The sequence below is a fragment of the Photobacterium aquae genome, assembly GCF_001029445.1.
GTDB lineage: Bacteria > Pseudomonadota > Gammaproteobacteria > Enterobacterales > Vibrionaceae > Photobacterium > Photobacterium aquae.
The window spans coordinates 1-23078 of the sequence record NZ_LDOT01000023.1 but is presented as its reverse complement, the minus strand read 5'-3'; the positions used below and the strand labels follow the sequence as shown (position 1 = coordinate 23078).

General features: G+C 48.0%; 21 protein-coding genes and 2 pseudogenes. 6 read left to right on the top strand and 17 right to left on the bottom strand.

Translation table 11 applies throughout. The annotated features are described in order from the left end of the window. Positions 1–21 precede the first annotated feature (21 nt). Positions 22–324: a monooxygenase gene (locus ABT56_RS15425; RefSeq protein ID WP_047879789.1), complete on the bottom strand. Its 303-nt coding sequence runs from the start codon at positions 322–324 to the stop codon at positions 22–24. 123 nt (positions 325–447) lie between these two features. Between ABT56_RS15425 and ABT56_RS15420 the strand changes: the two genes are divergently transcribed. Beyond that, entirely contained in the window at positions 448–1359 is a 912-nt protein-coding gene (locus tag ABT56_RS15420; RefSeq protein WP_047879788.1) for a LysR family transcriptional regulator, read from the top strand. Here the strand turns inward: ABT56_RS15420 and ABT56_RS15415 are convergent. The 9 genes and pseudogenes from ABT56_RS15415 to ABT56_RS15380 all read right to left on the bottom strand — a co-directional run bounded on the left by ABT56_RS15415 (position 1336) and on the right by ABT56_RS15380 (position 12409). Continuing rightward, complete coding sequence (locus tag ABT56_RS15415; RefSeq protein WP_053062515.1) at positions 1336–2712, bottom strand: BatD family protein; 1377 nt, start codon at positions 2710–2712, stop codon at positions 1336–1338. The two genes, ABT56_RS15420 and ABT56_RS15415, sit on opposite strands and share 24 nt — an antisense overlap. After that, a complete protein-coding gene (locus ABT56_RS15410) occupies positions 2709–4460 on the bottom strand; it encodes a vWA domain-containing protein (protein WP_047879787.1) in 1752 nt (583 codons plus the stop codon). The genes ABT56_RS15415 and ABT56_RS15410 overlap by 4 nt, the downstream gene beginning before the upstream one ends. Then, a complete protein-coding gene (locus ABT56_RS15405; protein ID WP_047879786.1) occupies positions 4450–5541 on the bottom strand; it encodes a vWA domain-containing protein in 1092 nt (363 codons plus the stop codon). The genes ABT56_RS15410 and ABT56_RS15405 overlap by 11 nt, the downstream gene beginning before the upstream one ends. Positions 5542–5543: 2 nt before the next feature. Further along, positions 5544–6134: a DUF4381 domain-containing protein gene (locus ABT56_RS15400; RefSeq protein ID WP_053062514.1), complete on the bottom strand. Its 591-nt coding sequence runs from the start codon at positions 6132–6134 to the stop codon at positions 5544–5546. Continuing rightward, on the bottom strand, positions 6131–7096 hold the full coding sequence (locus ABT56_RS15395; protein ID WP_047879785.1) for a DUF58 domain-containing protein: 966 nt from the start codon (positions 7094–7096) through the stop codon (positions 6131–6133). The genes ABT56_RS15400 and ABT56_RS15395 overlap by 4 nt, the downstream gene beginning before the upstream one ends. Before the next feature lie 8 nt (positions 7097–7104). After that, positions 7105–7467 (bottom strand): annotated as a pseudogene (locus ABT56_RS24665) (AAA family ATPase); the annotation flags it as partial. Between the two features lie 114 nt (positions 7468–7581). Further along, positions 7582–8160: pseudogene (locus ABT56_RS24660) on the bottom strand (AAA family ATPase); the annotation flags it as partial. A gap of 47 nt (positions 8161–8207) precedes the next feature. After that, entirely contained in the window at positions 8208–10670 is a 2463-nt protein-coding gene (locus tag ABT56_RS15385) for a multiheme c-type cytochrome (RefSeq protein ID WP_157037871.1), read from the bottom strand. 182 nt (positions 10671–10852) lie between these two features. Further along, a complete protein-coding gene (locus ABT56_RS15380) occupies positions 10853–12409 on the bottom strand; it encodes an arylsulfatase (protein ID WP_047879783.1) in 1557 nt (518 codons plus the stop codon). A gap of 326 nt (positions 12410–12735) precedes the next feature. On the opposite strand from ABT56_RS15380, the gene ABT56_RS15375 reads away from it, so the two are divergent. Together ABT56_RS15375 and ABT56_RS15370 are read left to right on the top strand one after the other, a co-directional pair. Continuing rightward, on the top strand, positions 12736–13638 hold the full coding sequence (locus ABT56_RS15375) for a hypothetical protein (protein WP_157037870.1): 903 nt from the start codon (positions 12736–12738) through the stop codon (positions 13636–13638). 38 nt (positions 13639–13676) lie between these two features. After that, complete coding sequence (locus ABT56_RS15370; protein ID WP_047879782.1) at positions 13677–14090, top strand: lysozyme inhibitor LprI family protein; 414 nt, start codon at positions 13677–13679, stop codon at positions 14088–14090. 270 nt (positions 14091–14360) lie between these two features. Here the strand turns inward: ABT56_RS15370 and ABT56_RS15365 are convergent, their stop codons facing one another. Then, a complete protein-coding gene (locus ABT56_RS15365; protein ID WP_047879781.1) occupies positions 14361–15260 on the bottom strand; it encodes a LysR family transcriptional regulator in 900 nt (299 codons plus the stop codon). A gap of 138 nt (positions 15261–15398) precedes the next feature. Here ABT56_RS15365 and ABT56_RS15360 point away from each other — a divergent pair, with 138 nt between their 5' ends. Both ABT56_RS15360 and ABT56_RS15355 read left to right on the top strand, forming a co-directional pair. After that, entirely contained in the window at positions 15399–15935 is a 537-nt protein-coding gene (locus ABT56_RS15360; protein WP_047879780.1) for a nuclear transport factor 2 family protein, read from the top strand. A 221-nt stretch (positions 15936–16156) separates the two neighbouring features. After that, complete coding sequence (locus tag ABT56_RS15355) at positions 16157–17059, top strand: DMT family transporter (protein ID WP_047879779.1); 903 nt, start codon at positions 16157–16159, stop codon at positions 17057–17059. A 46-nt stretch (positions 17060–17105) separates the two neighbouring features. Here the strand turns inward: ABT56_RS15355 and ABT56_RS15350 are convergent, their stop codons facing one another. The 4 genes from ABT56_RS15350 to ABT56_RS15335 form a co-directional block, all read right to left on the bottom strand. Further along, positions 17106–17321, bottom strand: a complete 216-nt coding sequence (locus tag ABT56_RS15350; protein WP_047879778.1) for a TIGR02450 family Trp-rich protein — start codon at positions 17319–17321, stop codon at positions 17106–17108. A gap of 149 nt (positions 17322–17470) precedes the next feature. Continuing rightward, positions 17471–17683: a hypothetical protein gene (locus ABT56_RS15345; RefSeq protein ID WP_047879777.1), complete on the bottom strand. Its 213-nt coding sequence runs from the start codon at positions 17681–17683 to the stop codon at positions 17471–17473. A 307-nt stretch (positions 17684–17990) separates the two neighbouring features. After that, the gene (locus tag ABT56_RS15340; protein ID WP_047879776.1) at positions 17991–19517 is read right to left on the bottom strand and encodes a YfcC family protein; all 1527 of its coding nucleotides are present in this window, start codon (positions 19515–19517) and stop codon (positions 17991–17993) included. Positions 19518–19757: 240 nt separating this feature from the next. Next, entirely contained in the window at positions 19758–20162 is a 405-nt protein-coding gene (locus ABT56_RS15335) for a hypothetical protein (RefSeq protein ID WP_047879775.1), read from the bottom strand. A 640-nt stretch (positions 20163–20802) separates the two neighbouring features. Here ABT56_RS15335 and lhgO point away from each other — a divergent pair. Then, complete coding sequence (lhgO, locus tag ABT56_RS15330; RefSeq protein ID WP_047880005.1) at positions 20803–22044, top strand: L-2-hydroxyglutarate oxidase; 1242 nt, start codon at positions 20803–20805, stop codon at positions 22042–22044. A gap of 103 nt (positions 22045–22147) precedes the next feature. On the opposite strand, the gene ABT56_RS24700 is transcribed toward lhgO, so the two are convergent. Both ABT56_RS24700 and ABT56_RS15325 read right to left on the bottom strand, forming a co-directional pair. Next, positions 22148–22471: a hypothetical protein gene (locus ABT56_RS24700; protein WP_476742275.1), complete on the bottom strand. Its 324-nt coding sequence runs from the start codon at positions 22469–22471 to the stop codon at positions 22148–22150. A 95-nt stretch (positions 22472–22566) separates the two neighbouring features. Continuing rightward, positions 22567–23078, bottom strand: a 512-nt coding sequence (locus ABT56_RS15325) for a GAD-like domain-containing protein (protein WP_047879774.1), incomplete at its 5' end; no start/stop codon positions are given.

Sequence of the window (23078 nt, the reverse complement as noted above, 5' to 3'; positions counted from 1 at the left end):
TCTCTAAACACGATTAAGCCATTACGCCACGGGGCCATGATTCACCGTAGTAAGCGTTGGATTAACATCGAAAATCCGGCCTCGGATACCATCAATACCCATCTGTTGCAGGCGAGCGGTGTGCATTGCCAAATAACGCTCGGCGCTGGCTTGGTCAACAAACAGATAAATGCCACCCCCCAGTTTGTTCTGTTCACTTTCCGTCCAAATTTTCCACACGAACCCCGGCTCTTGGTTGATTGATTCAGCCAACCCCGTCAATACTGCCGCCATCTCTTCACCAAACGGGCCATTAAACGGAAAATCCACCTGCAGTAATTTCATGGTATTGCCTCTATTGTTGTCTTGCTACGAGCACTGTGCCGTAATCTATACCGCCATTTTTATCTATAATAAATTGACATTAAAGTTCATAATATTGCCACTAATGGTAGATAAATTAGACCAATGAAACTCAAGACCACCCTCGACCAATGGCAAACACTAGACGCTATCCACCGTGCGGGTAGCATTCAGGCCGCTGCTACTTTGCTGAACAAAAGCCATACCACCTTGATATACAGTGTCAAAAAACTGGAGGAACAACTGGGAGTCACACTGCTGAATATTCAAGGAAGAAAAAGCGTTCTAAATGCAACTGGACAATTATTGCTACGCCGCGCTAGTGCAATGTTAGAGCAAGCACACGAACTGGAAATAATCAGCCACCAGCTTAGCCGTGGAATAGAATCGGAGATTACCGTGGCCGTTGACCACCTATGCGATCCCCGACTTCTTTATCAGGCGATAGCACATTTTGCGGCCGATAACAGCACCACGTCGGTACAAGTTATCGAAACGTCATTGAGCAAAACCCAAGAGATGGTCAAACAAGCTAAAGCCGATGTTGCCATCATCAATTTGCCCGTCACCAATTTTCCGGCACAAGCCTTCGGCATGACAAAAATGCTCCCAGTCATTAGCTGTCATCATCCGCTCGCGACAGCCAGCAGCATTTCTCTTACAGAACTATCGGCGATCTGCCAGATTGTCGTACGAGACTTGGGAGGTGCAAACACGGCTAATCAATCTGACAATGATGGGAGAAAAACACAGGATGTGGGATGGCTGAAATCCTCGCAGCGGATCACCGTGGACAATTTTGACCATGCCATGCAGGCTGTCGAGCAAGGCTGTGGTTATTGCCGATTACCCGAACACTTGATACATAGCGGGAAAAGCACAGGCATTGCCATCATCAATGTCGAACATGCGAGTTGCTATCAGGTTCCCCTCCACCTTACCTTGCCCAAAGGTGCTAACACCGGGCCGGCCGCCCTTGCACTCTATGACGCGCTACTTCGCACGTCCTTTGTTTGATAGCGGCTGTGGTAAATTTTCAAGTGTGGGCAACGCTTTCGGCAATAGCCACAGCCTTCGGTGATGACCAACACGTTTTGCGACCTGCCGCCAGAGTCGGTGATACAGAGCAAGGCTGGCAGACTCTTCTTGCTGGAAGGACACACTGTCATGGCCCCAAGAAGGGAAATGTCGACCCACTCTGGCCTGAGAGATCTCCAGCTCCCCCCCGTTTAATCGCAAACGACGGTAAATCAATACCCGTGCCTGCGCCCATTGGCCTTTTCGTAGCAATTGCCATAATTGCCACCGCTCCGGCTTAGGATGAGTCTGAAAATATCGGCGAAGCGCCCACAATCCCCCCATTAGCACCAACAGGCTGATGATCACGCTTGCCAAAATGGGCCAGTAATAGGCCAGCCACGAACGCCACGTGTGTGCGATATGGAATGACTTACCGGCAACCGTCACCGTCTGCAAAATTTGACGCTGAGTATCCCACCAGAAAAAGGTATAGTCCGGAAACTGAATATCCCCGCCCATTTGCAGGATATACACCGTCTGCTCGGTACGACTGGACTGATAATCCCCCCGCGACTGGGTATCGCTTAGTTGGTGCGGCTGGGCATACGCCTGATAACCACGCAGAGATGATGCCGCGTTCGCGCCACTGGTCTCTGTCGCCATCAAATCTGGCAATAACACCGACAAGCTATCTTGTGCCGTAATCGTGATGGTACGGGTTACGGCGTCCCCGACATGGAGTGTATCCGTCGACGACTGCCATACCTGACGGACATCCGCCTTACTAGCGGTAAACCAAACGCTCTCTTGGGTGAGCAAACCTGACGGTAACCGGGCTTCAAAACGCACGGGGGATGTTTGCACCGTGCCTCGCACATTCTGGCCATCCTCTCCTGATACCTGCACATTCACCGAAATAGGCGGGATGGTAAACCGGCCAGACTGCTGCGGGTACAGGGTAATTTCCCACCGTTGATGTGACCATGTCTGGCCTTGCTCTCGTGTCGTGTAATTGGTGGCTAATTGATTGCGTTGTTTGGCGATCACATTGGGAATATCAACCCGACCAATTCGAGTCCCCCCCGTAAACCAGCGCGATGTGGAAACATCAATGGAGAGGATCACCTGCTCGTTCACACTAAAAACCGGTTTTCCTCCTTCGTCGCCCACCCAAGCCTTCACCCGCACACCGGTTTTATCGGCTCTTATTTCGGTCTCTTTTTCGATATCTGGTGTAGCCAGAGCACTTGTGCTCATTAACACGATCGCAAACACCCACATCACCCAACGCCAAGCAACCGCGTCACTTCTTTTCATCTTCCTATTGTGCACCACACGATATTGCGTCATTGCAGATCTCCCTCGTTGTCGGAATGATCTGCATCCGTACTTTGATTGTCTTGCTGGTGTCTATCGCGGAGCTGTAACTGGAATTTCGCTTTAAGGAAATACTTGGGATCCGCCTCTACCCGTTTGAGCCATTTATCCGCCAAGTCATCACTGCCCAGCAATTCACTGGCACTCAAGTGCTCTTTCACCATCAACTCGGCAGAGGTCTTCTCGTCAGCGCCATCTGCCGTACGAGGCTCATCTCCCAATTCAAACGACTGCTCTGGGCCATCACTCGAGCCCGCCTGACTTTCGCTGAATTGATTGATGTCATCCACAATACCGCTGAGCACCCGGTAGTTATGGGCGACATCTCTTTTTAATTCCGGAGCCAATCCTGGTTTATCCAGCATAGATTTGAGCAAATCACGCGCCGCCAAATATTCACGCTGACGAGCCAAAGCACTGGCGGCGTAATATTGGCCTCGATCCGAATCGGCCTGAATAAAAGCGGTGTGTGCCAGTTTAAATTCCCCCGCGTAATAATAGGCGATACCTTTACGAAGCGGATCATCAAAATGCTGCCCTGCCGCCAAATACTCGCTTTTATTAAACAACCACTGTCCTTGCTGATCCGGCGTGAGCCATAAGTCCCACCACCACTGCGTCGCTTTATCTAACGCTGTCAGCGTCTCAACAGGGTCGGTTTGTTTGGCTTTCATCTCTACCGGTTGGGCATTCACTGCGGGGGCATACAAGATCGATGCACTAAACATGGCAGACAACAGCAACGACAGTGACACCATCGCCACCCAACTCCACTGCACTAGCCACCCTCTGCGAAACCACAACAGCAAAATCACCGCAATAGGAATCAACAGGCTATATCCCATGTCCCTCCACGGCATAGCAGATTCTCCATTAAGTTGCATATTTCGCTCAATATAGCGATTCAACGCCTCGACATCCGAGCCATCCACAGTCATTGTCACCAATCGGCCATCACTGGCACTGGCAAGATCGCCAAGCGCCTTCATATTGATAGGATCTGAACTGGTAACATCGGGGTTGCCCGCTGCCAAAGTCAACAACTGGTAGGGATTATTCGCAAAATATTCTCGATAAGCATCAATTGTGCTTTGATTAGCACCATCACTCACCAATAGCACTGTTGAGCCCGGCGTCCCCTGCAATTGTTCCGCAACAAGCGGCAATGCCTGCTCTGCCGATTTGCCTTCTACCGGCATTATCTCCGGTGTAATCGCGGCCAGAAACGGAGCAAATACCCGGCTGTCCTGCGTTACAGGCATCGCCATATGGGCCGTCCCTGCATAAACCACCAGACCTGCTTTCCCGCCATCACGCAACGCCAATAAATCGCGGATTTTCTGTTTGCTCCTTTCAAGTCGACTGGGAGCCAAATCGGTCTGGAGCATACTTTCGCTGTTATCCAGCACTACCAACATAGCGGCTTTGTCCTCTCCAAATGGCGAGGCTTCTCGTTGCCATGTCGGCCCGGCGCAGAGCACAATCGCCAATGTCATGATCAACGCCAACACTTTCAATGGTAATTGCTTACGCCAACCTTGCTCTCCCAAGGTCAAGGCCCTGCGCAAATGGGCCGGCAACACATCCTGCCAACTCGGCTGACTTTCTTCGCGCCAACGCCAATAAAACACCGCGTACATCGGCAACAGCGCCAATAACCAATACGGTCGAATAAAATGAAACTGGCTGATAAAAGCCTGTATGCCCTGACTATCGAACATGCCGGGCTCCTTGCTGCTTGGCCCTTTGTTTATTCTCGCGAGCCTGCTTTCCAACATAACGCTGAAAACTCGCAATACCAAATGCAACCAAGTACATCACGATAACCAAGGCGATCAGATAATGATGCACACTCTGCTTGGGCCGATAGGTCATGCTCTCATAGAGCTGGGGCTCCAATTTACCCACCTGTGCATAGGCCTGCTCCAATTCGTCACGGTTCAAGGCCGAGAACGCCTTTCCCCCTGACAACCTCGCAACCTGATTGATGGTATCCATATCCAACGCACTCTCGCCCACCGTACGCGGGTCTCCCATCGCAATCATATAAATACGCACTGATTTGGCGGCAGCAACCTTGGCTGCTTCAACCGGCTCAACAAAACTGCCGGTATCGTTACCGTCTGTTAGCACAATGGCCACTTGCTCTCGGGATCCACTCTCCCCAGCCGCCAAGCGAGATTGCGCACTTTGTTCAAACACCTTGATAGCCAAGCCCATTGCATCACCCAAATGGGTACTTTGCCCTGCCATCGCGACGTCCGTCTGCTGCAGCAATGCCAGCCAAACCGCCTGATCCGCCGTAAAAGGCGTTTGGACAAACGCGGCATCCCCAAACAAAATAAGCCCTAAACGATCTCCTTTTCGCGTTTTGGAAAAATCGGAAAGCACTTGCTTGGCGGCCTCCAAGCGAGAGATCTGGGCTCCGTTATCCGAGCTGAAATCCTGCTCAGCCATTGAGCCGGACAAATCCACCACCACCATCAGATCCCTTCCCATCCGCTCTCTTGTCTGCGGCTCTCCCAGCACCATCGGCTTGGCCAAAGCAACGACCACTAAGATCCAAGACAAAACCAAGGTCGCCCTCTGCCACCAGCGAGGAGAGAGCTGGCTGGCCCCCCGTGTGGGCTTGGCATCCAACGCTTCTGATAGTTGGCGAAAAAACGGTACTTTGGTGGCCAACTGCCTAGTGCGGTAAGCCGGCACAAGAAAATAAACAACCAGCGGCAACGGCAGAATCACAAACCACCACGGATGAGCAAACTCGAACTGAAGCGACGCCAACGACAACCAAACGTTCATCCTTATTCCCCTGCACCTTCGGCTGATTGCAAATCAGACCGACCACGCCGGGGCGAATGCGTTTTCAGCCATTCACAACTATTGGCATGCAATACCTGCCAATCTGACACTGCTAACCCAATATGAGGATTGACCAATGACTGCATCCAGCGCGCACCCAATGCATTATCGAAACCACGTTCCGAAGCAAGCCCTGACAGATCAGCAGAGCAATAGCGATCAAGCTGCTGCAAAAATGGCTGGCCAAATAGCGCGGAATGACGACTATCCAAATACACCATCACCACTTTGAGTACCTGAAATAGCGCCTGCCCGCGCTGGATCGCACTCATAGCAGGATCCTTGTTGATCCTGTCGATCGCGGCAAGGGCTTCTGTACGGTAGCGGTTTTGCCACCATTCCCACACCTGCCGGTAAACCCAGTACATCAGTAACAGCACCAAAGCCGCACCGAGAATTGTCCATCCCAATGTCTGCGGCCACCAACTGACCCCATCCGGCACCGGAACATCATGCAGATTACGCAACATATAACTGCTCGGCGGGGCATGTTCCGCTACGCCCTGTGATACCATCTTTTCAGTGGCAGTCATCCTCGCTCTCCTACTGCTTGCCGGAAACAGCCCAGATGCCCGCCCCTTGTATCCAGTTCGATATGTGGCAACCGTTTGATTGCCATCAAACGCCTCAAAGCATCACGCTGACGGCCAGATTGGGCATGCAAATAACGGCTTGCCTGCTCGATCTTGACGTGCGAATCAAGATTCATCTGATAGGTTCCATCACCTATTACCCAATTGGCCCCGGCAAGTTCAGGGGGCAGAGCTTGCTCGAACGGATCACTCACTTGAACGGCCAGTACATCGTTATGCTGCTGCCACTGTTTGAGCTGCTCCAGCATGGATTCGTCGCAATCATGCCAGTCACTGATGATCACCAGAGTCGACTGTTTCAGGCGCATCCGGCCTAGCTGATACAACCAACGGGAAAACCCCACTTGATCGCCATCTTGCGATGCCACGCTCAGCGATTGATTTACCTGACTAAGCAGGCGCAGCTGGCGTAACACCCCATGCTGGGAACGCTGGGACTTGCTGATATGAAGATGCTGGCTATCGGCAATCAAAAAGCCCACTCGATCACCGTCTTTTAGGATCCGCCAGGCACACATCGCCGCAATTTCCGCAGCCACCACAGATTTCATCACCGAAGTTGAGGAAAAGAACATGGAGCTACGCTGATCAACGCAAAGCATCACGTTACGATCCTTTTCCTCGGTATAGGTACGTACATGGGGTTTGCCGGTACGCAGGGTCACTTTCCAGTCCAAATTGCGAATATCATCCCCTCGCTGGTAGTGCCGTAACTCTTCAAAGTTCAAACCACGACCGCGAAACAATGAGTGATGGCGCCCAGACAAGACGCTGCCAGCTTTAAGATGAGGCAGCAAACTGAACGACATCGCCTGTGATTGCAGACGCACCAACTGGGCATAATCACAATACAGGCGCGGGTCGAGATCTTGAGAGCGCGGAACAATCGTCGGTCTGGCCATATCTACCCCTAGCCTATCTGCACATGGTCAAGCAGCGCATTCACTACCATCTGATGGGTGATACCTTCAGCCAAAGCGTCATAAGAGAGACTGATGCGGTGACCGAGCACCATGGATGCCATAGCACGCACATCATCCGGCAGAACATGGTCCCGCCCTTGCAGCCATGCATAGGCACGGGCACATTTATCCAGCGCAATCGAGGCACGAGGGCTTGCGCCTATTTCAATCCAGCGGGACAAATCAGTCTCGGGATAACGATCCGGATGGCGAGTCGCCATCACCAAGGCCACAATGTAATTTTCGACCAAATCAGACACCGCAATGTCCGGCAGCGCACGGCGGGCAGCAAATACCACTTCGGGATCGATATAACGGCTTTCATCACGCTGCGCTATATCACTTTCTCCCGCGCTTTGATCCTCACTCTGTATGGCCTTTTCTTCGCGCTCGCCATTGCATTCGTCATGGTGCTCTTCAATGCGTTCTTCATTGCGAACAAGCCGCACGATATCCCGCTCGGCACTGTCATCCGGGTAATCCACCGTCACTTTCATGATGAAGCGATCCATCTGCGCTTCTGGCAACGGATAGGTTCCCTCCTGCTCCACCGGATTTTGAGTAGCAAGTACCATAAACAACGGTGGCAGCTCATGGGTTTCGTTACCCACGGTGATCGTCCCCTCCGCCATCGCTTCCAACAATGCCGCCTGAACCTTGGCCGGCGCGCGGTTTACCTCATCAGCCAAGACGATATTGTTGAAAATCGGGCCAGGCTGAAAGTGCAGCAGGGGTTTGCCGTTAACCTCTTGATAGACCTCGGTACCCGTTACGTCAGACGGCAATAAATCCGGAGTAAACTGAATACGGCCAAATCGGGTATCAAGCAAATTGGCCAAGGATTTCACCGACCGTGTTTTCGCCGTGCCCGGCAAGCCCTCCAGCAACACATGGCCATTGGTCAGCAAACCGATCACCAATGCCCGCACCACATGGCTTTGTCCAATGACACTTCGCTCAGTCAGCGCAATAAGTTCATTAATTTCGGTTTGATTTTGATTCATGGATGCCCCCAGTCATGTTTTTCAATGCCATGCCCTTGTATTAATAACTATCGATTATGCTGTGACTGCGCTTTCAAGCTGTTAATCGCTTCGGGCGGAACATATTGGCTCAACTGCTTCAGACAACGGCTCAGCGCCATCGCAACCGCAGCGTCCTGAGGATTCCTCGCCAGAACCTCACACTGGGCATACAAGTGCTGCGGGTTGCCGCTCAAGGCAAACGCCTTTTCCAGCGATTGGCTGGCCGCTATCACATCCTGCTGCTCCAGAGCCAAACCATATACATACCAATAACGAGAATTGGATGCCGCCAGTTCAGCCGCCAGCTTGAGATACTCGACAGCCCCGGTTTTATCTCCTCTACGTAGCAATGCCAACCCAGTACTAAATGGCAATGCCGCCGATTTCGGCTGGGCCTTCATCCCCGAGATAAGCGTCTGTAATGCCAACTGCTCGTTACCCTGCTCTCGGTACAAATCAGCAAGGTTTACGTAGCTATTATCAAAATAAGGCTCAATGGCAATAGCTCCCTGATAGGCGGCGATCGCTTTGTCTATCTCGCCCTGAGCCCGATAGACATTCCCCATATTGGTGCGGCCAAATCCCCTATCGGCGTTGTACTGCTGAATCTCCATATACTCGGCAAGAGGGGGGATTAGCTGTTGCTGCTGCGCCGGTGACAGCGTCGACCATCCCTCCACCAACGCACCAGCGGCTTCTGTTCGTACCGACAGAACCGGATCAACCAGCAGCGGGCTCAATATCTGCCAACGCTCTACCAGACCAAAACCCTGCGAACCGGTAATTGCCCCTAGCCGGATCATCGCGCTGTCATGCTTTACTGCCCGCCCCAGTGCCACCACCCTATTTTGCTGGCGGGCACTCAGTGAACGGGGATCTCCGGCATGACCGGCTAACCGCTCCAGCGCCGATGCCCGAATAATCTCACTTTCGCTGGCATCCTGAGCGATGTAGGCCAGCGCATCGATAGCATCTCTATGGCCTATCGATTCGGCATAGAAAGCCACCGAAAAGTGCCGAGCATCCTGATATTTTGAATGAGGAAACCACTTGGCAAGTTGCTGTGCCGCCCACTTATCATCACGATCCTGATGACACTGAGTGCAGGCATTGGGCGCACCCGTATGCTGGCTCAGATCAGGCCGCGGTATTTGCCAGCTGTGATCACGTCTAGGATCAACGGACATATATACCGTTTCGGTCATATGGCAAGAGGTACATTTCGACGCTTCAGATCCGGGAGGGTGAAAAGTATGATTCTGGGGTGAGTACGCACTGGCGTTATGGCATTGCTGGCACAACGCAGGCTCTGGCATTGTTAACTTGGCTGTATGGGGATCATGGCAGTTGGTACATGTCACGCCTTTTTTGGCCATCTTCGACTGCAAAAAAGAGCCATATACGTAGTTCTCATCGTAAATTTGACCATCAGGATAATACAATTCCTCAGTAATCAAACTCATGCGGTACTTGTTCAAAAACGCATTGGCTCCCTGCTCTCTCGCCGCCAAAGAGCCGCCATTCTGTATGTCTGCGGGTGATTTGGATGAGTCTGAAAACGGTTGCCGTAAGCGATGAGGCGATTCATTCAGTTGGGTGCGGCGACTATGGCACTGGGCACACGCCATTATCTGATCAGTTTGACCGATCGCCTTTGGCTGGAGTGTCTTATTCCCCTCTTGATGCACCCATTGACTCACGGCTTGTTTCAGATCTCGAGTTAGCCCAATCTGCATGGCTTGATATGCATCCTCTCTATCTCGCCCATCGTGTAGCCCTTCGTTCTGAAAAGCGCCATCGGGCGAACGATTCGCCAAACCTTTCCCCGATTCCGATTGTTGAATAGTGGGTGTGTCGCGAGGCATGTCGGCAACTTGCTTGGCCCAGTCTATATGCAAGCTCGCAGGTCCGTGGCAGGCTTCGCAACCAACATTGATTTCCGAAAAGGATGTCGCGTAGCGATTGCCCTTTGCATCGTAATTTTTTTGGACATTGGTTGAATGGCAATCGGCGCACATGTGGTTCCAATTCTGTCCGGTATTGGTCCAATAAAAACGATCGGTAACGGTTTGATCCGGATACAAATTGAACCAACGCTGCCCGCCTTCGGACTCAGGCCGGGTATCCCAAGCAAACGGGATCAGCTGAATACGACCATCGGGGAATGCCACCATGTATTGTTGAAGTGGGTAGTAACCAAAGGTATAGCTAATTTGATAGTCACGATAGTGCCCATCACTGTCGGCAATATGCACCCAATATTCTTCACCTTTACGAAAAAAACGGTTTTCGCTGCCGTTAAATCGCAATGCCTGATTATTGAAATTGCCCAACACGCTATCTACGGTCGCGTGCTGCATCGCCTTATCATGGTGCGATCCTTGCCATGCCGCCATCTGCTCCTGATGACACCCTGCACAAGTTTGACTTCCGACATAATTGGGCTCCGCGTTAGCCGTTATTCCCACGCCTAGAAGTATAAACGCCATGATAAACCGCCATCGCAGCCAGCCATCAAGTCCTAAAAGCCAGCTACTGTCTACTTTCCTTCTTGCTCCACTTTGCGCATTCCTTGGCACGTTTCCTACCTTTGTTATTATTCGCTTTTCTGGTAACGACAGCAGATAAAAAAGAAGCGGCCCCATACGGGTTCCGCTTCCCATCATCCCTCTTACTTATTCTGCGGCTCCTTCAGCTTCTCCATCACCTGATCCAAACTGAAGCTGGCAGCTTTTTGGCGAGGCGGAAATTCCTTGAAGGTTTCCAAATACTGCGCCACATAAGCCTGGGCCGGCACTAGCATATAGGCTCGATCCAACATCCAGTCGTAATAAGTATTAGAGGTGATATCTGCGACCTCGTAAGGGTCCATCCTCAAGTTGAAGATTTTTGGTACGCGCAGTGGCGTAAATGGTTCCGCCCAGATACGTAGCGTTCCTTTGGCGCGCTGCTCCAAAAATACGATTTTCCACTTGTTGTAACGAAGTGCAGAGAGATCACCATCATCAGTGAAGTAGAAGATCTCTTTACGTGGTGCTTTCTCCTCTTTGCCGGTGAGATACGGCAAGAAGTTATAGCCATCTAAGTAAACCTTGTATTCCGTATCCCCTACCTTGGTCCCTTTCTTCAGCGCCTCTTTGATGCTGTCATCACCGGTTGCAGCCAAAAATGTCGGCATCCAATCCATATGGTGCATGATCTCATTCGAGACCGTTCCCGGTTCGATTTTGCCCGGCCAACGTACCATCGCTGGCACACGGTAGGCTCCTTCCCAGTTGGTGTTTTTCTCACCACGGAACGGTGTCAACCCCGCATCCGGCCAAGTATTCATATGTGGACCGTTATCGGTAGAATAGAAAACAATGGTGTTGTCTTTAATCCCCAGATCATCCACTTTTTTCAACAGCAAACCGACATGGGTATCATGCTCAACCATGCCATCGGCATAGGTGCTGATCCCCGTCTTGCCTTGCAGTTCAGGTTTAACATGGGTACGGAAATGCATTCGGGTAGCATTCCACCAGATAAAGAAAGGCTTGTCGGATTTAACTGCTTTTTCCATGAAGGCCATTGCCGCATCGACGGTTTCGTCATCGATAGTCTCCATCCGCTTGCGGGTCAGCGGCCCGGTATCTTCTATCTTGCCGTCGGCATAAGAGTGGATAACGCCACGAGGGCCAAACTTCTTACGAAACTTCGGATCTTTCGGATAATCGACATTCTCAGGCTCTTCCTCTGCATTAAGGTGATAGAGGTTGCCGAAGAACTCATCGAAGCCGTGGTTGGTCGGAAGATGTTCATCTTTGTCGCCCAAATGGTTCTTACCGAACTGCCCTGTCACATAACCCAGTGGTTTGAGCAACTCGGCAATCGTCACATCCTCAGGCTGAAGGCCCAAATCGGCTCCCGGCAGTCCGACCTTACTCAAACCGGTACGCAACACACTTTGCCCGGTGATAAACGTTGAACGACCGGCCGTACAAGATTGCTCGCCGTAATAATCGGTGAACATCATGCCTTCTTTGGCAATGCTGTCTATATTAGGGGTCTTGTAACCCATCAAACCAAAGGTGTAGGCACTCAGGTTTGACTGCCCAATATCATCTCCCCAGATAACTAATATATTAGGCTTACCTTCTTCCTCTGCTGCGGCAAAATTTCCAACTGTTGCAAAGCCAATGGTTAGTGCCATTGCTGCCAGCCGTACAACACGGTATTTCCCTGCCATATAAACCCCTGTCGGTTGTTTTTATCGAATGGTAAATATACGGTTGAATTTAAAGGTATAGCCCACAACCGGTTAATTTTCGACCAAGCCAATAAAATCCTTTCGGTGCAGATGTAACCGAAGTGCCATAGAAAATACGCAGAGAATAGTCTGGCGGGAATCATACGAACGGAATTTAACACCTCAATCCAAAAGGTATTAAATTCTAATTTAAATCAATATATTGCTTTTACTTTCAGGGCCGTGGATACTGACCAAACACTTTTTCTGTTGGGTAATAGCTCGCTACGCTACCCCTACGTTGTACAACTTCACTGGCGCTTCCTATGAGACATCTCCCGCTCCTCACCTCTTTGCTCATGAGCAGTGTCCTGCTCGCCTCTCCGAGTTGGGCAAATTGTTCGCTTTCCGGTATTGATGCCGCACGCTCCAATGCGTTGTCGGCCTACCAGAGCAATCGGTCCTCAGAGGCGGAGCAACAACTGAGCCAGTACTATTCACACTGTGGCTTTTACGATATGGCCAACCAATCCGATCCCGTATTCCAACGCGGCTTATGGCTGATCAGTGACTTGATGTTTTACCGCCAAAAAAACAGCAATCCGTTGGATTGCCTTGCACTGGGTGACGATGTTTATAACACCTGGTTAGTGAGCGATCCCACAAGACACAGCAAGAAAGTTGAAAAAGCACTCCAGAGCAACCTATCGCAATGCCGTCAGGCACTGGCAGAAAACTACACTAAAGCTAGGGCTTGCCCGATCACAGGGTTTGAACACCTTTACGCCATACCGACAAGTTGGCGCGAACAGGATGAGATCTACTTCGAAACAGCATGTCTGGGTTTTGTCGAAAACAGCAAGAATGTTGTCGCAAACGACCGTGACGGACGAAAATTCCAAAGTGAGGGGATGAATTCGATCGCCCGTTTAGAGGTTTTATACATCAAAGACTTAAGCCGAACCAACAAGGATAGCAACATCCAATGGGCGCCCTCCTACCAACTAGACCAGTTATACATCACCGGTCAGCACGGTAAACTTTGGGGAACAGGCCAATGCTATACCTTTGATCTCCAATTCGGCAAAAATGCAGGGGAACTCCTCCTCGACGGCAGTTCTAGTTTTTGTCAGGGCGGATCAGCATCATTCATTAACCGCTTGTTAATCAGGCTTGCCCCGCCATTAGCGGCAAGCGTAACAAAAGAAACATCTCATATTTTCAAATAGTCCAACAACAAATACTTAAAAATAAAGCATTGATAATAATGAAAAAGCTGCTTCCTATCATGTTAACCGTTATCTCCCTGTCGGCATCGGCTACAGAAGATCCTCTTGACTGTGAGAATGCATTTACCACGATCGATATGAACCGTTGTGCCGCCATTGAACGCGACGCTGCACGAGTGGAAATGGAACGTTATCTTAATGCCAGTTTGGCACACAACGCCCACGATCCCGAGCTGATTGAGGCCATCAAACAAGCCCAGCAAGACTGGGAGCAATATGCGGATTCACACTGTAAATCGGTATATACCCTATGGCGGGATGGAACAATCAGGGGTGTAATGGGCATATCCTGCCAAATTGAAACTCTTCAGCAACGTACTCATGATCTCTGGGCAAACTTCCTTACCTATATGGACAATACCCCGGCTGTACTGCCAGAGCCTAAACGGTAGGTCCCCACTTATCACCAAGCTATATGGATATTTCCATCACATAGGATATAAAGATGATCCCTGTAAATACTTCAATTGTTGCCGGTGTCGCGTTATCTGAAATAGATGGCGAGATTATGCGGTCAGTATTCTTTAGTCACCTTGCCGCTATTGCGCCCTGCCAAATAAAAACGCTCAGGGCCTCAACCTTGAGCGTTTTTATTCTCTCTGCGAGTTATAACAATCGTCCCGTTACTTCCGCCATATGTTTGAACGCAAACGACTTGACGATCACTGGTATACAGGATTAGTCGATAGCTTGTGCTTAAGAAAATCGATAAAACAACGCACTTTAAGCGGCACATAACGGTTTTGCGGGTAAATAGCATTAATCGGCAATGTCTGCCCGCTGTACTCCGGCAATACGATTTTTAGCCTACCGGCAGACACATCATCCGCGACCATCCACAGCGGCAATTGCACCAGCCCCAACCCTCGCAACGCCACTTCGAGCAAAACATCCCCGTTGTCACTTTGGAAGTTCCCGCTAACGGGCACGCTATACTCTTGGCCATCACGGCTGAAATGCCAAATATTGATGGATTTCAGCATCGAATAGACGAGGCAATTATGGCTATGTAAATCGTCTGGGCATTGAGGCACTCCGAACTTGGCAAGATACTCTGGCGAAGCTAGGAGATACATAGGATTGTCAATCAAATGACGTGCCACCAGCGACGAGTCCTCTAGTTTGCGGGCCCGAATCGCCACATCCATTCCCTCGCCAATCAAATCGACATGGCGGTCGTTGAGCGACAAATTCACTTTGATCTCTGGGTACAACGAGAAAAATTCCGCCATCAACGGTGCGATAACCAAGCGCCCCAACGCAACGGGAGCCGCAATGCGCAACACACCGCGTGGCGTGGCTATTTCCGTTCTCGCCTGTGCCTCAGCCTCGTCAACCTCGCCGAGGATCATGACGCATTTTTCATAGTACTCGGCCCCGACCGGGGTCAAAGCCAGCTCCCTGCTGGTACGTGTAAGCAACTTAACCCCAAGCTTACTCTCAAGTGCCGCAACTTTTTTACTAATTGTCGTTTGGGTCGTATTCATCTCGCGACCGGTCGCAGAAAAACTTCCCGTCTGTACTACACGGACAAACGCCCGCATGGCACCTAGCTGATCCATAACTATGCATTCCAAAATCGAATAGATACTAGTCAAGATAACACAGTTTCAGTCGATTTTGTTAGGCAATAGAATACCAACCAAGCCAATAGCCACAGCCGCTAGAGCCCACAAATTCACGAAACCGAGGTATAGATTATGGATATGCAGCAACAACTACAAAACTTACTCGATAAACAAGCAATTACCGAGGTGATCTACCGCCATGCCCGCTCCCTAGACCGGATGGATGGCGCACTGATGAAGTCAACCTATTGGGAGGATGCCATTGAAGACCACCAAGATCCTATTTTCCCTGATTTATTCTTCTACAACGATAATGCCCATGCTTTCGTTGAGCCAGCAATGGAAGGCTTCAAAGCGCTTAAAATCACCCAACACCGCATCAGCAACATATTGATTGAGCTTGATGGAGACCAAGCCACCGCTGAAAGCTACGTCTGGGCATACCACGTTCATGAAGAAGACGGGATCGATAAAGAAGGCATTCTTGGCGGGCGCCACCAATACCGTTTTGAAAAACGCAACGGTGAATGGAAAATGACCTACCGCCTGACCGCATTCGATTGGAACCAAAACCAAAATGCCTCCGCTATTTGGTCTCCTAAGTTTGAAGACAAATACATCGGGAAGCGTAATACGTCTGATGTGAGTTACGATTTCATCAACAAATAACCCTGATATTTTACAAGCAGTTAGCATTGTTACCATGTGGATGATCATGACATCCCATCAAAAACATACCCAATAGACATATACCGAGGTTACTCCGATATCGCAAATTTCAAAGGATGAGTTTTATCGGAGTGGCTTGGGTATATTACTTGAATCCCGTCGCAACTAGAGGATAATCAGTCGTTCATTCTTCCTCCCTTCTGGATAAATTTTTTGCTGTCATGATAACGACTTTAGACCAACACTTTCCTATCGGTGTTCGCTTCATGGTGCTTTCGGCACTGGGCTTTGCACTGATGACAGCCTGCGTAAAACTGGTCAGCACCCACGGTATCCCAGTTTTCGAAATTGTTGCCGCCCGAGCGTTTGTCTCTTTGGTGATTAGCTATTTGGATGTAAAGCGCAAGCGGCTATCGGTATGGGGTAACAACCGCAAATTACTGTGCCTGCGCGGCGCGGTGGGAACCTCTGCATTAATGTGCGTCTACTATGCCGTGACCACCCTTCCCTTGGCCGAGGCCACTATCTTGCAGTATGTCCATCCGGTGTTCACAGCCCTACTCGCTGTTTTGTTCTTAAAAGAGCGGATTCAATTCTCAACTTTCATCTGTATTGCCATGTGTATGTTGGGGCTGTTTGTGATGGTTGAACCTACCCTCAATGTCAACAACACGACCGATCTCCCGATGTTCAGCGTGATGATTGCCATCATGGGAGCAATGGCGAGTGCTGTCGCCTATGTCATCGTCAAGAAACTCAGCACAACAGAAGACAGCTCAGTGATCATCTTCTACTTCCCGCTGATCGCCCTGCCGACGTCACTCCTGCTTATTGGTGATGACTTCGTCATACCAAACCTGTATCTCACCGGATTGCTGATCCTCGTCGGCATATTCACCCAAATTGGCCAACTCGGCCTCACCAAGGCGATGCAAACCCAGGATGCGAGCAAGGCGTCGGCTTATTCCTACGTCCAGATCATCTTCTCGGTCATTCTTGGCATCGTTGTATTCCAAGAGTATCCAGCAATGGAAACCTACCTTGGCGGCGGGCTGATAGTCACAGGGGCACTTATCAACGTCTTTGGCTTTAACTTTATCACCAAGCGTTTTCGATCCGCCTAGCAACTACCTTCAATAAAAAAATCCCGCTCAGCCGAGCGGGATTTTTCTACTTCCATCCCATTGACCACTGCGAACTGTCTTTCAACTCTCGCCAGTTCAGCTCATACATACGATGATTAATCACAGCCTGAATAACACATCGGGTAACTTTCTGATCATCATCATATTCTACGTCAATAATCATAAAGTGCCGCTCACGCCCCTCCGCGTTCACTTTGGTCCACTTACTACCATAAAGTGATTTGGGATGTACCTTGTTCATATCAACCCTTAATGCAAACATACTTTCGGTATCACAACCACTGAATCTAAAACCACGCTACTACAGCACCGTAATACGTGATACCAAGTCTTAACAAGGAACGATCACACAGTTTGCACAGAGAGACAAGGCCTATCAACCGACTCCTTCTATCTAGTGGACAATCGGCGTTTGCGGGCTTTATATAAACGGAAAACAAGCCTGCCACTCACAACGACCGAACACACTACAAGCGTATAAATCAACCACGGGTGGCGATCGTAATTCACTACAGCATAATACAGACCATAGAACACCAGCATATGAAAAGCTATGGCGATAAAAAACTTAAAAAACGCCACCTCACTGACTTTCTTGAGCATTTTGCTACTCCTTTCAATACCCAGACCAGATGACATCTATTTCTATTCTATTGTAGTGCTAGACCGGTAAACAGGATGAGATAAGGGGCCGATAGATACCATTTCGCACACTTTGTGACACTTATTCACTACCGTTACGAGCTCTATGCACATGTAATACTGGAGTAAAAACATTACACAAAGGCATTCAGCATTGTAATTTTTCCACACATAAAAAAGCCCCCAGCCGTTAATAGCCAGAGGCAAAAGACAACAATCAACCTAAAATAGATTTCTGAAAGTATCGATAAAAACTACGATCAATGCTCTATAACATCATAACCTGTGCAACAAGCAATAAAGAGCCAAAACCGAGCAAGAAGAGAACTATTGGGAACACGAATTTCACCCACTTATTAAATGGGATATCAAGCATTTGTAACGTTACAAGTACCAATCCTGTTGGTGCCAAAAAGAGCATTGCATACTGACCCCAGTTATAGGCAGACACAACAATATCTCTCGGTATACCTACAGTATCTGCCAATGGTGCCATAATCGGCATCGACAATACCGCCAGCCCCGATGACGACGGCACCACAAGTCCTAGCAAGAAGAAAATGAACATCTGAGAAACAGCAAATACGCTACCATGCATACCAGTCACAAGCTCGGAAGCCCAAGCCAAAATGGTATCCGACACCATGCCCTGCTCAAGAATAATATTAACACCGCGAGCCATACCGATAATCAAAGATACCGCAACTAATTCAGATGCCCCTTGGGTAAAGGCTTCAACAGCTTCCTTCTCTCTTAAGCCTGAAATAAAGATGATTACGAAAGCGATGGCAAGAAACGAGGCCGCCATTTGGCCGAACCACCATCCCTGTGTCGAGACTCCCCAGATCATCATAGGAAATGCGATCGCAAATAATGCCAGTATGATTTTTCGACGAAGGGTAAATGGGACTTTATTATTGAGGTCCTGATTTTTAAGAAAACGCTCTCTAAATTCGTCACGATCTTCATAAGTATAAGAAAAGGTGGGATCGGCTTTAATCTTTTTGCTATACCAATACAAATAACCGATGACGGTCACCATACCAACAATCAAACCGAAAGTACGAACACCTATGCCTTCCGTGAAGGAAATACCGGCCGCATTTGAAGCTATAACGACGCTAAATGGATTAATTGTCGAAAATGCAGTACCGATAGAAGCCGCTAAAAAAATCGCACCAACACACACAATGGAGTCAAATCCGAGTGTCAGGAATATCGGAACAAGAATCGGATAAAATGCAACCGCTTCCTCTTCAAGACCGCAAGACGTTCCACCAAGCGCCATAACAATGCACACCAATGCAACGAAAAGAAACTCTCGCCCCTTTGTCCGCTCAGAAAGAGTTACCAAACCCGCATTAAAAGCCCCGGTCTTATTAATAACACCAATCATCCCACCAAGAATCAAAATAAATACTATAATATCAGCCCCTTCGACCGTACCTTCAACCATCGAAATAGCAATATCACTCAATCCCTTCGGTGATTGCTCAAGCTCTTCATAGGTATCAGGAATCGCTATAGGCTTGCGTATCGTGCCATTAACAAATTGATCTATCCCAATATTAATATTGAGTTTCTTAAGTTCATCCTGTGTTGCCGGTACAGAAACAACATCACCGTGAGGGCTGGATACCAGCAAAATATTACTCGCTGAATCATATGAGAGCTTTGAATATGAACCCGCTGGAACAATCCAAGTCAACCCAATCGCAAACAACGTAATAATAAACAAAATAGTAAATGCCGTTGGGAATTGAAATGTTTTTGACTTTTCTTTGGTAAGCAGCATAAGCGCATCCTCGATACTGATTATTCTCTGCAAAAATAAAACAACTCTCCCCATACGCTAATATGTAACCAAATGTAATAACGGAACATTGATCACAATTACAAAATACAACAAATTGAATAAAGTGGAGTGATTTGTGAATGCTCTTTCACTCACTGCATAAAATTAATATAATTGATTATATAATTATCAATGACTTCAAATTCAATATAATCTTCACTGCTGAGCAATATTGTAAACTCACTCTTTATCAAAGACCGGCTTTAACCTTTCACGCATTTCAAACATATTACACGGTGTAATAGCCCAACGTTTTGGATCATCAAACTCAAAATCTATTTTGAAACGCTTTGTTTTATTTTCCATTTGGAATAAAAGTTGAATGAATTTATGACCACATTCTGAATAAATCAACTCTCTTAATTCCAGCAACTTATAACCCAAAAGAACCGGATAACACTCTATGCTTGCTATCGCTGGTGTAACTTCATCACCATCATATAGATAGCCTGAATTAGAAACATGCCCTTCTCCAAATTCAAAAACAAAACAACATTCGGTCCAATCATTATCTTTTACATCTTTAGTTTCTAAAAATAATGATGCTAACTCAATCAACTTTTCATCAGGAATTCTAAATGACATATATTAACCATTAAATAACATTGTTAACATGAAATTTCCATACGCACACTTACGCTAAAAAATGCAATTGTGTTACCTATTATTAAATAAAAACAACTGTATCTCTCAAATCAAATTTCATAGACCTTGTTGAAAACCACAAAAAACATACTCTTGCCAATATTCAGCAATCTATCCGGTAGCTTCCCTCTAAATTTGGCTACCGTTTATGGTTGGCAATCAACCTTTGAAAAAGGTTTCCAATCTTTTTCAAACAAGAAATTATGCGGTAGCGAACCAACGAACTCATGACTGTAATATACATTGGAAATCCATAGCAGACGATCATTCTTACTCAACCTCCAGACTACTATGTATCATTATAAGAAGCTGTTCGTAAAAATGGGAGTCCTCTATTCATAATCTGAATTTAACAACAAAATAGTGATTAATCACTGCTTGAATAATGCACTGTACCGTATTTTGATATTCACTCTCTTTTTTGACACCTTTGTACATAGATTCAATGTGTAATCAATGCGCTACATCTCAGAATTCATCGCCAATTCGACGTAGCATCTAATATCTGGATAACTATCTCCTCACAAACTAAAGGCAGCTAACGAGCTGAATATCCATTGTGACTAATTTCAAAAAAAACATGACCAGCATAAAGCAAGGGAAAATATACGACTATGTCATTATAGGCGGTGGGATTATTGGGATATCCACGGCATGGCAACTTCAACAGCACTTCCCCAATGCCAGTATTATCGTGGTAGAGAAAGAAAAACAGCTGGCAGCTCATCAAACAGGACACAACAGCGGTGTCATCCATGCTGGCGTCTACTATGCACCCGGCAGCCTGAAAGCTAAATTTTGCAAAGAGGGTGAGAAAGCCACTAAAGCCTTTTGCCAAGCTCACCAAATCCCCGTCGAGCTCTGCGGAAAACTACTGGTAGCAACTACAGATAAAGAATTGGAGCGCATGCACGCTCTGTATGAACGCTGCACGGAAAATGGTATTGATACCAAACGACTTGATCAGGCCCAACTTCGAGAACAAGAACCTAACATAACAGGCCTTGGTGCTCTTTTCGTCAAGGCAACCGGTATTGTTAATTACCAACGCGTCACCAATAAAATGGCCGAACTATTTGTCGAACTGGGTGGCCAAGTAAGCCGTCGAACCGAAGTTACCGCCATTGAAGAAAGTGACGATATCGTCACCATACGCTGTACAAGCGATGGGCAGACTTTCTCTTTGCAAAGCCAATTCATTATCTGTTGCGGCGGGTTAATGGCCGACCGACTCGCCAATATGCAAGGGCTAGCCACCAACTTCAAAATTATCCCTTATCGCGGCGAGTATTATCGCCTTGCGCCTAAGCATAACCACATCGTCAATCACCTTATTTACCCTATTCCCGATCCTGACTTGCCATTTCTCGGCGTCCATCTCACCAAGATGATCGATGGCTATGTCACTGTAGGCCCCAATGCGGTTCAAGGCTGGAAACGCGAAGGCTACGGAAGACTCAACTTCAACCTTCGAGACACATTAGAAATGATCAGTTTTAGCGGTTTTTGGAAAGTTTGTGCCGAGCATTTCAAAACAGGGCTAGTAGAAACTAAAAATGCTTGGTGGAAGCCGGGGTACCTATCTTTGGTCAATAAATACTGTCCACAATTAACAACCGCAGATCTGCTTCCCTATCCTGCGGGAATAAGGGCACAAGCGGTAATGCAGGATGGTACGCTGGTGCATGACTTCCTGTTTGCCGAGACACCCCGCAGCTTGCATGTATGTAACGCACCTTCCCCCGCAGCAACTTCGGCCATTCCAATAGGGGAATATATTTGCAATAAAGTCATAGATGCACAACAAGATATAAATAATTAAGAAGAGTATATTAATACCATAATCCATCTGCTGTTATACCTCGTTGTATCTTTAATAGACACAACGAGGGCCCTAATTTAGGGTGCTACTAAAAATGGGGGGATTACAGTTGCTGCTGTTGCAAACGCCCCAGTACATCAAACTGTTGTAGGCAAGTAATGCCATTGCCCTGTCGGCGGTGAATTTCTCGCCCACAACTGTCAAAATCACGTTCACAAACCGTCTGCCCGTCCCAGTCAATGGCCACCAGCAGACCTTGGCTGTTATAGCGATAATGAACTTGATGGTCGCCCGACAGGCAGGTTGCGATACGCCGACCAGCATGGAGCCGCCAGTTATCTTGCCAAATCTCGCTGAGCTGGCCATTGGCATGATAATCAACATGGATTTTGCGTTGGGCATTGTTGGCGTTCCGTAGCCGCCCCAGTTTGTCATACTGGAAATAATTGGCATCGGTAAAAATGGTCTGGCGGCCTAATTGACTATTTTAAAATGAGTATATATTCTCTTGGTTGAATGACTCTAACTAAATGCCTTACCGACTAATCCATCATCATCTAAAACTTCAATCTGGCCCAATTGTGCTAATATCGACAAATGTACATGAATGTTAACTTTGTTAATATTACTCAACAAGCTTTCTCCGCCCAGCATTAAACTCGGTTCAAAACCGAACATTTCATTATCCGCTAACGCACCAAATTTTTTGATACAGCGGTTAAACATCAACTTACCATGCTCATCCTCTAGATCGTGAGACCTAACACTGGACCCACCAAAAAAACACTTAATTGAAAAATCTCCATCTTCTCTGGTATTTCCCTCATATTGAATAATCCAACCATAAGCTGCAGTTATTTTATATCTTTCACCCGTTTCTTCCCCCCATAAAAATAAATCACCAAAAGCATTTCTGGCAAATACATGGTAAATATCATTGTCGGGTATGTCGGTCTGTTCCAACCACTCATCCAACACCGCTTCGTAATCATCAGGATTTACAATCCAAAACAAACCTTGTTGAAAACCACAAA